This is a genomic window from Oceanisphaera sediminis (assembly GCF_039539745.1).
Taxonomy (GTDB): domain Bacteria; phylum Pseudomonadota; class Gammaproteobacteria; order Enterobacterales; family Aeromonadaceae; genus Oceanimonas; species Oceanimonas sediminis.
On sequence record NZ_BAABDS010000042.1, the window covers coordinates 20800 to 32898 of the forward strand.

11 protein-coding genes are annotated in these 12099 nt (G+C 58.4%); 3 read left to right on the forward strand and 8 right to left on the reverse strand.

Annotation, left to right across the window (positions count from 1 at the left end; genetic code table 11):
* The first annotated feature begins 11 nt into the window (after positions 1 to 11).
* The 3 genes from carA to ABD827_RS15220 all read left to right on the forward strand — a co-directional run bounded on the left by carA (position 12) and on the right by ABD827_RS15220 (position 4865).
* Positions 12 to 1148 (forward strand): glutamine-hydrolyzing carbamoyl-phosphate synthase small subunit, encoded by a 1137-nt coding sequence (carA, locus tag ABD827_RS15210; protein ID WP_344965528.1) that lies wholly within the window; start codon positions 12 to 14, stop codon positions 1146 to 1148.
* 16 nt (positions 1149 to 1164) lie between these two features.
* Positions 1165 to 4392: a carbamoyl-phosphate synthase large subunit gene (gene carB, locus ABD827_RS15215; protein ID WP_344965529.1), complete on the forward strand. Its 3228-nt coding sequence runs from the start codon at positions 1165 to 1167 to the stop codon at positions 4390 to 4392.
* Positions 4393 to 4661: 269 nt separating this feature from the next.
* Entirely contained in the window at positions 4662 to 4865 is a 204-nt protein-coding gene (locus ABD827_RS15220) for a cold-shock protein (RefSeq protein ID WP_071473096.1), read from the forward strand.
* 436 nt (positions 4866 to 5301) lie between these two features.
* Here the strand turns inward: ABD827_RS15220 and ruvX are convergent, their stop codons facing one another.
* The 8 genes from ruvX to metK form a co-directional block, all read right to left on the reverse strand.
* Positions 5302 to 5721 carry a Holliday junction resolvase RuvX gene (gene ruvX, locus ABD827_RS15225; protein WP_344965530.1) on the reverse strand — a complete coding sequence of 140 codons (420 nt, stop codon included), beginning with the start codon at positions 5719 to 5721 and terminating at the stop codon, positions 5302 to 5304.
* Complete coding sequence (locus ABD827_RS15230) at positions 5718 to 6272, reverse strand: YqgE/AlgH family protein (protein ID WP_344965531.1); 555 nt, start codon at positions 6270 to 6272, stop codon at positions 5718 to 5720. Before ABD827_RS15230 ends, ruvX begins: the two co-directional genes overlap by 4 nt.
* Positions 6273 to 6342: 70 nt before the next feature.
* Complete coding sequence (gene gshB, locus ABD827_RS15235) at positions 6343 to 7290, reverse strand: glutathione synthase (protein WP_344965532.1); 948 nt, start codon at positions 7288 to 7290, stop codon at positions 6343 to 6345.
* A complete protein-coding gene (rsmE, locus tag ABD827_RS15240; protein ID WP_344965533.1) occupies positions 7287 to 8018 on the reverse strand; it encodes a 16S rRNA (uracil(1498)-N(3))-methyltransferase in 732 nt (243 codons plus the stop codon). The genes gshB and rsmE overlap by 4 nt, the downstream gene beginning before the upstream one ends.
* On the reverse strand, positions 7996 to 8700 hold the full coding sequence (locus tag ABD827_RS15245) for an endonuclease (protein ID WP_298719183.1): 705 nt from the start codon (positions 8698 to 8700) through the stop codon (positions 7996 to 7998). Before ABD827_RS15245 ends, rsmE begins: the two co-directional genes overlap by 23 nt.
* 655 nt (positions 8701 to 9355) lie before the next feature.
* Positions 9356 to 9826 carry a peroxiredoxin gene (locus ABD827_RS15250; RefSeq protein ID WP_344965534.1) on the reverse strand — a complete coding sequence of 157 codons (471 nt, stop codon included), beginning with the start codon at positions 9824 to 9826 and terminating at the stop codon, positions 9356 to 9358.
* Entirely contained in the window at positions 9823 to 10338 is a 516-nt protein-coding gene (locus tag ABD827_RS15255; RefSeq protein ID WP_344965535.1) for a SprT family zinc-dependent metalloprotease, read from the reverse strand. The genes ABD827_RS15250 and ABD827_RS15255 overlap by 4 nt, the downstream gene beginning before the upstream one ends.
* Before the next feature lie 470 nt (positions 10339 to 10808).
* Positions 10809 to 11969, reverse strand: a complete 1161-nt coding sequence (gene metK / locus ABD827_RS15260) for a methionine adenosyltransferase (protein ID WP_344965536.1) — start codon at positions 11967 to 11969, stop codon at positions 10809 to 10811.
* Between the last annotated feature and the right edge of the window lie 130 nt (positions 11970 to 12099).

The following is a 12099-nucleotide window of genomic DNA, read 5'->3' on the forward strand; positions in this document are numbered from 1 at the left end:
TGGAGGTTGTCTTGACTCACTCAGCGCTGCTTGTATTGGAAGACGGTTCTGTCTTTCGCGGTACAGCCATTGGTGCCGACGGTTGTTCCGTCGGTGAAGTGGTATTCAATACGTCGATGACGGGATACCAGGAAATCCTCACCGACCCGTCTTATTCCCGTCAAATCGTTACGCTTACTTATCCTCATATAGGCAATACCGGCACTAATGCTGAAGATGAAGAGTCCGATCGGGTTCATGCCCAGGGTCTGATCATTCGTGATCTCCCCATTGTCGCCTCTAACTTTCGCAATCAGCGCTCCCTGTCCGATTACCTGAAAGCCCATAACATAGTGGGTATTGCCGATATCGATACCCGCAAGCTGACCCGACTCCTGCGTGAAAAAGGCGCACAGGCCGGTTGCATCATCGCCGGTGAAAACCTGGACGAAGCGGCAGCCCTGGCCGAAGCCAAAGGCTTCCCGGGTCTCAAGGGTATGGATTTGGCAAAAGAAGTCACCACCGCCCAGACCTATGCCTGGACCGAAGGCAGCTGGACCCTGGGCGAAGGCCACAGCCAGCCGGCCGCGACCGAACTGCCCTACCATGTAGTGGCCTACGACTACGGCGTGAAGCGCAACATTCTGCGCATGCTGGTGGATCGGGGTTGTCGCCTGACGGTGGTACCGGCCCAGACCCCGGCCGCCGAAGTACTGGCGCTGAATCCGGACGGTATTTTCCTGTCCAACGGCCCCGGTGATCCCGAGCCCTGTGACTACGCCATTGAAGCCATCAAAGCCTTTCTGGAAACCGATATTCCGGTATTCGGCATCTGCCTGGGTCACCAGTTGCTGGGTCTTGCCAGCGGTGCCAATACCGTCAAAATGAAGTTTGGTCACCACGGTGCCAACCACCCGGTGAAAGACCTGGATAAAGGCGTGGTGATGATCACCAGCCAGAACCACGGCTTTGCGGTAGACGAGGCGACCCTGCCGGCCAACGTGCGGGTGACTCACAAGTCGCTGTTCGACGGCTCTCTGCAGGGGATTCATCGTACCGACAAGCCGGCGTTCAGCTTCCAGGGGCACCCCGAGGCGAGCCCGGGTCCGCATGAAGCGGCCGATCTGTTCGACCACTTTATTGATTTGATTAAGCAGTACCGCGCGTAAGGAGTAGGGAAGAGTCATGCCAAAACGTACAGACATACAGAGCATTCTGATCCTGGGCGCAGGCCCGATAGTGATTGGTCAGGCCTGTGAATTCGACTACTCCGGCGCTCAGGCCTGCAAGGCCCTGCGTGAAGAAGGTTACCGGGTCATTCTGGTGAACTCCAACCCGGCCACCATCATGACCGATCCGGAGATGGCCGATGCCACCTATATCGAGCCCATCCACTGGGAAGTGGTGCGCAAGATCATCGAAAAAGAACGTCCGGACGCGATTCTGCCCACCATGGGTGGCCAGACCGCACTGAACTGTGCGCTGGAGCTGGAAAAGCACGGCGTACTGGCCGAATTCGGCGTCGAGATGATTGGTGCCACCGCCGATGCCATCGACAAGGCCGAAGATCGCAGCCGTTTCGACACGGCGATGAAGAGCATCGGTCTGGCCTGTCCGCGTGCCGGCATCGCCCGCAGCATGGAAGAAGCCTACAAGGTACAGGAAGAGGTGGGTTTCCCCTGCATCATCCGTCCTTCCTTCACCATGGGCGGCACCGGTGGCGGCATCGCCTATAACCGGGAAGAATTTGAAGAAATCTGTACCCGTGGTCTGGATTTGTCGCCGACCAACGAGTTGCTGATCGACGAATCTCTGATCGGCTGGAAAGAATACGAGATGGAAGTGGTGCGGGATCGTAACGATAACTGCATCATCGTCTGTGCCATCGAAAACTTCGATGCCATGGGCGTGCACACCGGTGACTCCATCACGGTGGCACCCGCCCAGACCCTGACCGACAAAGAATACCAGCTGATGCGTAACGCCTCGCTGGCGGTTCTGCGCGAAATCGGCGTGGAAACCGGCGGCTCCAACGTGCAGTTCGGTATCGACCCCAAAACCGGTCGCATGGTCATCATCGAGATGAACCCGCGGGTGTCTCGTTCTTCCGCCCTGGCGTCCAAGGCCACCGGTTTCCCCATCGCCAAGGTGGCGGCCAAGCTGGCCATCGGCTACACCCTGGACGAGCTGCAGAACGACATTACCGGTGGTCTGACCCCGGCGTCGTTCGAACCGGCTATCGACTATGTCGTGACCAAGATTCCGCGCTTCAACTTCGAGAAATTTGCCGGCTCCAACGACCGTCTGACCACCCAGATGAAGTCGGTCGGTGAAGTCATGGCCATTGGCCGTAATTTCCAGGAGTCCATGCAGAAAGCATTGCGCAGCCTGGAAACCGGACAGTATGGTTTCGACCCCATCGTTGACCTCAACGACTCGGATAGCCTGGCGCGCATTCGCCACGAGCTGCAGGAGCCGGGCCCCGAGCGTATCTGGTACATTGCCGATGCCTTCCGTGCCGGCATGAGCGTCGATGGCGTGTTCAAGCTGACCAATGTGGACCGCTGGTTCTTGGTACAAATTGAAGATCTGGTCAAGCTGGAAGAACAGGTAAAAGAACTCGGCATGGCCGACCTGTCTCCGGAGCTGCTGCGCAGCCTGAAGCGCAAGGGCTTTGCCGATGTGCGCCTGGGTAAACTGCTGGGTGTGTCGGAAGGTGAAGTACGCAAGCTGCGTCACCGCTACGAAATATTCCCGGTTTACAAGCGAGTGGACACCTGTGCCGCCGAATTTTCTACCGACACCGCCTACATGTACTCATCCTATGATGAGGAATGTGAAGCCAAGCCGTCCGATAAAGACAAGATTATCGTACTGGGTGGCGGCCCCAACCGTATCGGTCAGGGTATCGAATTCGACTACTGCTGTGTGCATGCCTCGCTGGCGCTGCGGGAAGACGGTTTCGAGACCATCATGGTCAACTGTAACCCGGAAACCGTGTCCACCGACTATGACACCTCCGATCGTCTCTACTTCGAGCCGGTGACCCTGGAAGACGTGCTGGAAATCGTGCGCATCGAGCAGCCCAAGGGCGTGATCGTGCAGTACGGCGGCCAGACGCCGCTGAAACTGGCGCGCGACCTTGAAGCGGCCGGTGTACCCATCATCGGTACCAGCCCGGACGCCATCGACCGTGCCGAAGACCGTGAGCGCTTCCAGCAGGCGGTAGAGCGCCTGGGGCTGAAACAGCCGCAGAATGCCACCGTGACTGCCATGGAGCAGGCGGTGTCTCTGGCCGAGAAAATCGGTTACCCGCTGGTGGTACGTCCGTCTTACGTACTGGGCGGCCGGGCGATGGAAATCGTTTACGACGAGCAGGATCTGCGTCGTTACTTCAACGAAGCGGTCACCGTGTCCAACGAGTCTCCGGTACTGCTGGATCGCTTCCTCGATGACGCCACCGAAGTGGACGTTGATGCCATCTGTGACGGCAAGGACGTGGTCATCGGCGGTATCATGGAGCACATCGAGCAGGCGGGCGTTCACTCCGGTGACTCCGGCTGTTCTCTGCCTCCCTATACCCTGAGTAAGGCGATTCAGGACGAGATGCGCGAACAGGTGCGCAAACTGGCCCTGGAGCTGGGTGTCGTCGGTCTGATGAACATTCAGTTTGCGGTCAAGGGCAGCGATATCTACCTGATCGAAGTCAACCCGCGTGCCGCTCGTACCGTACCCTTCGTATCCAAGGCCACCGGTATTCCGCTGGCCAAGGTTGCCGCTCGGGTCATGGCCGGCAAGTCACTGGCCGAGCTGGGCGTGACCAGGGAAATCATTCCGCCTTACTACTCCGTCAAGGAAGTGGTGCTGCCGTTCAACAAGTTCCCGGGTGTCGATCCGCTGCTCGGCCCGGAAATGCGTTCAACCGGTGAAGTGATGGGCGTGGGTGAAACCTTTGCCGAAGCCTTCGGCAAGGCCCATCTGGGTGCCGGCAAGGGCGTACCGAAAGAAGGCCGTGCTCTGCTGTCGGTTCGCCACAGCGACAAGCAGCGGGTGGTCGACCTGGCCGCCAGCCTGCTGGAAGCCGGCTATCAGCTGGATGCCACTCACGGTACTGCCGTGGTGCTGGGTGAAGCCAACATCAACCCGCGTCTGGTCAACAAGGTGCACGAAGGTCGTCCTCATATTCTGGATCGCATCAAGAACAACGAGTACACCTACATCGTGAACACCGCCGAGGGTCGCCAGGCCATCGAAGACTCGCGTCAGCTGCGTCGCGGTGCTCTGGCCCAGAAACTGGCCTACACCACCACGCTGAACGGTGCCTTCGCCACCGTGATGGCGATGGCGCACGATGCCACCGCCTCCGTGATATCGGTGCAGGAAATGCATGCCCGTATCGCCAAGGGCGAATAAGCACTATCGCGATAGATAGAGTATGAATAGAAAAAGGCGCCGAAAGGCGCCTTTTTTATTGCTCAAATATCACACAATAAATATTCGCGATAATGTTTGACGCCACCCCCTTACTTCCGTAGAGTGCACGTCAGCAAGAGTTTCAAGTTAGCGCGGCCTTTGTATATTGTTCGTTCCTTACGGCACTACAGTCATCACCAAGCTTCCCTTATTTGATTTTGTTGCATTTTCCGAGCACGAGCTCGTCACTAAAATAAAGGTAAGATAAAATGGCTAACGGTACCGTAAAATGGTTTAACGAAGCAAAAGGTTTTGGTTTCATCACTCCGGCTGATGGCAGCAAAGACTTGTTCGCCCACTTCTCCGAAATCGTCGGTAGTGGCTTCAAAACTCTGGCAGAAGGCCAGGCTGTATCCTACACCGCTACTGAAGGTGCCAAGGGTCCGCAGGCTTCACAGATTCAGGTTCTGTAATTACCCTTCGGTAATTCAAGACCTAAAAAACCCGCTTCGGCGGGTTTTTTGTTTTTTAGCATCTGAGGAGTGGAGTAATACCAATCCCACTAAACAAATGATCTATTTCATTTTTGTATAAAAGTCGAACAAAGGGCCCGTTCCTCCGACTCGCCGTGAATCCCTCCCTGGAGGCTCAGCCGCGCCATCCGTGGCGCGGATGGTCGGCTGAACAGATCCCTTTGTCCTCCTTGATGCACCGGAGTTGCCTGTTAGCGCCGTCTACAGACAACTCGATGCTCGAGAAGAGGCAGCAGAGATCGCCTCCCACGACCGTGAAATGCCAGGGATGGCATTTCCGAGCCCCCAGGGATGGGTTTATGGCGTGTCGAGGGAGGCGGCTGTGTTGCTTCTGATCTGAGGCCTTGATATGACCAGATCATTGCTGGGATTGGTATTACGAGTAATTGCTTTCCATCCAGGACTCCAGGATCAACTGGGCCGACACCGCATCTACCGCGTCTTTGCCCAGCGCCTTGTAGCCACCGGCCTCGAACAGGCGGGCGCGGGCATCGGTGGTGGTCAGGCGCTCGTCCTGCAGTTCGACCTTGATGCCGAAGCGACCGTGCAGTCGGTTGGCGAACTTGCGGGCGCGGCGGCTGATGTCCTGCTCGGTGCCATCCATGTTGAGTGGTAGGCCGACCACCAGCAGGCCCGGTTGCCACTCCTTCAGTAGGGCTTCAATCTGATCCCAGTTGGGCACGCCCTCGTTGGCTTTCAGTGCCAGCAGCGGGCGGGCCGAGCCGGTGATCTGCTGACCGACCGCCACGCCGATGCTCTTGGTGCCATAGTCGAAACCCAGCAAGGTCAGGCTCATGCATGACCTACCTGAGACGAGAGGTGACGGGCGTCTATGCCTAACCGGGCGATGGCCTGATGCCAGCGCTGGGCGAGGGGGGTGTCGAAGATAAGCGCCGTGTCGGCCGGAATGGTCAGCCAGCTGTTTTCCGTCAGCTCTTGCTCCAGTTGTCCCGGGGTCCAGCCCGCATAACCCAGCGCCACCAGATAATGCTCGGGTGCCTGGTCGGTGCCCAGGGTTTCCAGGACATCCGGCGAGGTGGTAATCATCAGATTATCGCTCAGTAACTGGCTGGAACTGAATCCTTCCACCGGGCTGTGCAGGACAAAGCCCCGATCGGCGGCTACCGGCCCACCCTGCAGCACCGGCGTGTCCATCTCGGGCACATCGTCTGGCTCCATTTCCAGCTGATGCAACAGCTCATGCAGCGGCATATCGATGGGAATATTGATCACCAGCCCCATGGCACCTTCGTCGTTGTGCTCACAGATATAAGTCACGGAGCCGGCGAAGAAGGGATCCTTGAGGCTGGGCATGGCAATAAGAAAATGATGTTGCAGTGAGTCCATGTCATCTCGTCTTGGGTCGGGAATGGCCCCGCCGGCGCAACGCCGGCGGGATTCGGGTCGGGCATTATTGTCAGGATAGACGCTTTTCGATGGCGTCCATCAGCATGCCGGTGATGTTGACCGGAAAGGCGGCTTCAATTTCCCGCACACAGGTCGGGCTGGTCACATTCACTTCGGTCAGTTTGTCGCCGATAATATCCAGCCCCACAAAGATCAGTCCCTTTTCCTTCAGTACCGGACCCAGGGCCTCGGCAATGCGGCGATCGCTGTCGCTCAGGGGGCGGGCTTCGCCCCGGCCACCGGCGGCCAGGTTACCCCGGGTTTCACCGCCCTGGGGAATACGGGCCAGGCAGTAGGGCACCGGCTCGCCATCCACCACCAGCACCCGCTTGTCGCCGTCGGTAATGGCGGGAATATACGCCTGCACCATGCAATAGCGGCTGCCGTGCTCGGTCAGGGTTTCGATGATCACGCCCAGGTTGGGATCATCCTGCTTCACTCGAAAAATCGAGGCGCCACCCATGCCGTCGAGCGGCTTGATGATGATGTCCTGATGCTCCTGATGAAAGGCGCGAATATCACTGCCCTTGCGGCTGACCAGGGTGGGCGGTGTGAACTCGGAAAACCAGGCGGTATACAGTTTTTCGTTGGCGTCACGCAGACTCTGGGGCTTGTTGACGATCAGGGTGCCTTCGCTTTCGGCCCGTTCCAGCAGGTAGGTGGCGTAAATGAATTCGGTGTCGAAGGGGGGATCCTTGCGCATCAGAATCACGTCGAGCGAGCTCAACGGCTGGCGTTCGGCTTCTTCCAGGGTAAACCACTGGTTGGCGTCTTCCTTGACGGTCAGCCGCGCCATGTGGCCGAAGGCCTCGCCGTCGCGCAGGCTGAGATCGCTCATTTCCATGTACCACAGCTCATAGCCCCGATGCTGGGCCTCCAGCAGCATGGCGAAGCTGGTGTCTTTCTTGATATTGATGGACTGAATGGGGTCCATCACGATTCCCAGTTTAATGGTCATGCAAGATCTCCAAAGCGGCATTGCAGGGCGGTAATGGCGGTCAGGGCCGCGGTTTCTGTTCTCAGCACCCTGGGGCCAAGCAGTATATCAATAAAGCCGCGGGTGCGGGCCTGGATGATTTCGTCATCGGACAGGCCGCCCTCGGGGCCGACCAGCAGCCTGAGGCCGGCGTCGGGGGCGGGCAGGGTACCCACGCTGTAGTCGGCTCTGGGGTGCAGGTTGAGTTTGAGGTCGGTGGTGTCTTCGGCCAGCCATTGTTCCAGCGTCATGGCCGGGCGAATGTCGGGAATACGGTTGCGGCCACATTGCTCGCAGGCGGCGATGGCGATGTTCTGCCATTGCTGCAGCTTCTTCTCCAGTCGCTCGCCGGACAGCTTGACGCCGCAGCGGCTGGAGAACAGCGGGGTGATCACATTGACGCCCAGTTCGACCGACTTCTGAATGGTGAACTCCATCTTGTCACCGCGGCTGATCACCTGCCCCAGATGAAAATGCAGCGGTGATTCGCAGTCGGCATTGTCGAAGTCGCCGACGCGCACCCGCACCGATTTTTTATCGGCCTGCAGGATTTCGGCCTGATACTGGCCACCCTGGCCGTTGAACAGCACCAGTTGCTGACCGGGCTGCATGCGCAGCACCCGGCCCACATGATTGGCCCCATCTTCAGACAGTGCCAGTTCTACGCCGCAAGACAGGGCTGCGGGTTCATGGATTCTGGGTATACGCATAATGTTTGCACTGTTCCTTTACAAAGGGGTTGCTGTTGCCCTGAATGGCGCTGATGCGACGATCTCGTTCGCATTCCCATTTGCTGGCCGGATATTGCCGGTTCCAGACTTCAAACAGTTTCAGTTGCTGCGAGGCGATCTTCAGTTTGTATTGCCGTTGCATATACAGATAGGTGCGTGCGATGGCCCCCCGGCTGGCCGTGGGCGGCTGGACTTTTCGGCCCTTGAAGTCGACCAGCATCTGACAACGCCCATATTGATTCGGCCGGCCGTTCCATTCTGAAAAGCGATAGTTGGAGCGGTCGCCGTTGACCTCACCCACCGCCGGCACCAGGTTGTGCAAGTCCCCTTCCATCTGTTTGAACAGCGTATCGTTGCGGGTGCAGTTCTTGCGGCCTCCCTGCTGCCAACACTGGCGCTGATGACCCAACTCCCATGCCGGAACCACATGTTCCCACTCGATACGGCTGGCCCGTTTTTGTTGTTTACGCACCTGATAGCCACAGCGTGCCAGATCCGGCACCAGTTTCTTGCCATTGGCACCGATAGGGCAGCCGCAGTAAAAGGTGATCGGATGATCGTTATAAATAGCGGGCGCCGCCCGCTTGGCCTGACGAAAAGACAAGGCTTCGCCATAGGCCAGCCAGGAGCTGAAGCCCAAAAGTAAAATGAAATAGCGCACGACTCGTTATTTTTTATGGTTTTGTAATGGGGCAGTTTACCACCCGCAACAGGGGCGGGGAAAGGGCTCATGGCGGGAGGGGGGGAGTGAGAATTAAACAAATGATCTATTTCATTTTCGTATAAAAGTCGAACAAAGGGCCCGCTCCGCCGACTCGCCGTGTGACATGACACTCGTTGTTTCAGCCTACTGCGAATATTCACTGGATATTCGGTCAGGCTGAAACGGCTCGTCACGGCGAGCAAGCTCGCCCCCTGGGGGCTCAGCCGCGCCATCCGTGGCGCGGATGGTCGGCTGAGCAGATCCCTTTGTCCTCCTAGATGCAGCAGAGTCACCTGTTGGTGCTGCCTTCGGGCAACTCGGTGTTCAAGAAGAGGCAACAGAGAACGGCTCCCACGACCGTGAAATGCCAGGGCCGAAAAGTGCTCCTGCCGTTCCGGCATTCCCACCATCCCTGGCGGTCAGACAGCATTTCCGAGCCCCCATGGGGCAGCTTGCTGCCGTATATCTTTGTTGGGTAATGGACCGAATATCCAGTGAATATTCGCAGCCGTTACCCAGCAAAGATGGCTAGCCCAGTGGCGTGTCGTGGGAGGTGGCTGTATTGCCTCTGATCTGAGGCCTTAATATGATCAGATCATTACTGGAATTGGTATTACACCAGGGCCAGCATGGCGTCGGCAGAAGAGACCTCAAACTTGCCCGGTGCCTCCACCTGCAGGGCGGTGACCACGCCATTTTCTGCCACCAGTGCAAAACGCTGGGCGCGCAGGCCACCGAAGTCACCGGTGTCCTTGGCCAGACCCAGCGCCTGGGTAAAGGCGCCGTTGCCGTCGGCCAGCATGGTAATGGCTCCGGCATTCTGCGCCTGCTGCCAGGCGCGCATCACGAAGGCATCGTTGACCGACAGACAGTAGAGATCCACGCCTTTGGCCCTGAACCGGTCGGCCAGGGCCACAAAGCCGGGCAGGTGAGCGTTGGAGCAGGTGGGGGTAAAGGCGCCGGGTACGGCGAAGATCACCACCTTCTTGCCGCCAAAGAGCGCGGTGCTGTCGGCGCTGCTCTTGCCGGCGTCGGTGATAAAGGTAAAGCTCTGTTCGGGGAGTTGATCGCCAATCTTGATCATGGGACTTTCCTTTTTGGGATGTCTGTCGTGGATAACGACAACAGTTTATTACAATGCAGGCATTGATAGCGCCGTTTGCCGCGTTGAATGCTGTTATGGCGACGTAAACTCAGCTGATGCCGGCGACAACCGCAGTCGTAGCTGAAGGTTGGGGCTACTTTGGCGGTGTTCAGCCGGTGACGGGTACGCGGCGTGAGCCCGAACACCGACCGCATGATGCTCTGCCATTCCCAGCCGTGCGGTTTGACCTTGCCGAAGCAGGTGAAGGCCACCAGATGGGCCACTTCATGGGGAATGATCTCGGCCATGAATTCGGCCTCGTTGTCGGCCAGTAATACCGGGTTGAAGCGCAGCTCCCAGCGTTCCAGCCAGGCCGAGCCGGCGATGCGGCCGCGCTGGTTAAAGTTGACGACCGGCGGCGAAAACTCGCGGTCCAGTTTTTGGGCGGCAAGCGTCATACACTCGGTGACTCTGTCTTGTACTCGCTTAAAAAGGGCGTCATCAGGTTTCATGTTTGTAAAGCTGTAGGCTTGCCTCTTAGTCACAGGTTCTTGCCGTTTGCTGTACCGTGCGCTTTCGTCAGGCAAAGCGCACTGCTTCTCCGGCCCGCCGTGAACCCATCCATGGGGGCTCCGCTGCGCCATCCATGGCGCAGAGGGCGCGGCGAAGCAGACACCCTTTGCCCTTCTTGTTGATACCGAGTTGGCTGTCAGTATTCGGCAGACAGCACCGCTGTTTCACGAAACGGCAGTGGGGATTGCCGTAGCCGACCGTCACATGCCAAGGCCAACAAATGCTCCTGCTATGTCGGCATTCCCGCCATCCCTGCCGGTCAGATGGCATGTGCCGAGCGTCCCAGGGATGGGCTTGAAGCGTGTCGGCGGAGGGCAACCGCACTGCCGCTTCGCATGGCGATAGTTGTCAGCAACCCAAGGGCTTCTGACATATAAAAAGGGGAAGCTTTCGCTTCCCCTTTATCAACTTACTTCAGGCCGGCGGCGTCGCGCAGTAGCTCTGCCTTGTCGGTCGCTTCCCAGGGGAATTCGTCCCGACCGAAGTGGCCGTAGGCGGCGGTAGACTGATAGATGGGACGATTCAGGTCCAGCATCTGGATCAGGCCGTAGGGGCGCAGATCGAAGTGCTCGCGTACCAGGGCGTCGAGCAACTCTTCTGACACCTTGCCGGTGCCGAAGGTTTCCACGCTGATGGAAGTGGGCTCGGCCACGCCGATGGCGTAGGAAACCTGAATCTCACAGCGGTCGGCCAGGCCGGCGGCCACTATGTTCTTGGCCACGTAGCGGGCGGCATAAGCGGCGGAGCGGTCCACCTTGGACGGATCCTTGCCCGAGAAGGCGCCGCCACCGTGACGGGCCATGCCGCCGTAGGTGTCGACGATGATCTTGCGTCCGGTCAGGCCACAGTCACCCATGGGGCCACCGATAATGAACTGGCCGGTCGGGTTGATATGGAACTTGGTGTTCCTGGTCAGCCACTCGGCGGGCAGCACCGGCTTGATGATCATCTCCATCACCGCTTCACGCAGGGTGGCCTGGTCAATGTCCGGGCTGTGCTGGGTAGACAGCACCACGGTGTCGATGCCTACCGGCTTGCCGTTGTCGTCGTAGACGAAAGTCACCTGAGACTTGGCGTCCGGGCGCAACCAGGGCAGTTCGCGGGCCTTGCGCACATGGGCCTGACGCTTGACCAGACGATGGGCGTAGGTAACGGGGGCGGGCATCAGCACGTCGGTTTCGTTGGACGCATAACCGAACATCAGGCCCTGATCGCCGGCACCCTGAGCGTAGGGGTCTTCATCTACCCGATCCACGCCCATGGCGATATCCGGAGACTGTTTACCGATGGCGTTGAGCACGGCGCAGCTTTCGCCGTCAAAACCCATGTCGGAGCTGGTGTAGCCGATGTCACGCACGGTACGGCGTACCAGCTCTTCGATGTCGACCCAGGCGCTGGTGGAGATTTCACCGCCCACGATCACCATGCCGGTTTTGACGAAGCTTTCGCAGGCCACGCGCGCCTTGGGATCCTGCTCGATGATGGCGTCCAGTACCGCATCGGAGATCTGATCGGCAATTTTGTCCGGATGACCTTCGGATACGGACTCGGAGGTAAACAGTCTGGCCATGGTAGTTTCCTAACTTGAATTAATCTGGGGTGTAATGACGCACCGAATACGGCGGTATTAACATCTGGATGGCTATTCTAGAGAGGCGTCGGCCCGATTGCCAGTAAAAAGTCGTCTGGCTGTCTGGTTT

Bases quoted from the DNA above. Each gene is read 5' to 3' on its own strand.
- metK (WP_344965536.1), bottom strand. From the start codon at position 11,969: ATGGCCAGACTGTTTACCTCCGAGTCCGTATCCGAAGGTCATCCGGAC.
- ABD827_RS15250 (WP_344965534.1), bottom strand. From the start codon at position 9,826: ATGATCAAGATTGGCGATCAACTCCCCGAACAGAGCTTTACCTTTATC.
- ABD827_RS15220 (WP_071473096.1), top strand. From the start codon at position 4,662: ATGGCTAACGGTACCGTAAAATGGTTTAACGAAGCAAAAGGTTTTGGT.
- gshB (WP_344965532.1), bottom strand. From the start codon at position 7,290: ATGACCATTAAACTGGGAATCGTGATGGACCCCATTCAGTCCATCAAT.
- ruvX (WP_344965530.1), bottom strand. From the start codon at position 5,721: ATGAGCCTGACCTTGCTGGGTTTCGACTATGGCACCAAGAGCATCGGC.
- ABD827_RS15230 (WP_344965531.1), bottom strand. From the start codon at position 6,272: ATGGACTCACTGCAACATCATTTTCTTATTGCCATGCCCAGCCTCAAG.
- ABD827_RS15255 (WP_344965535.1), bottom strand. From the start codon at position 10,338: ATGAAACCTGATGACGCCCTTTTTAAGCGAGTACAAGACAGAGTCACC.
- carB (WP_344965529.1), top strand. From the start codon at position 1,165: ATGCCAAAACGTACAGACATACAGAGCATTCTGATCCTGGGCGCAGGC.
- rsmE (WP_344965533.1), bottom strand. From the start codon at position 8,018: ATGCGTATACCCAGAATCCATGAACCCGCAGCCCTGTCTTGCGGCGTA.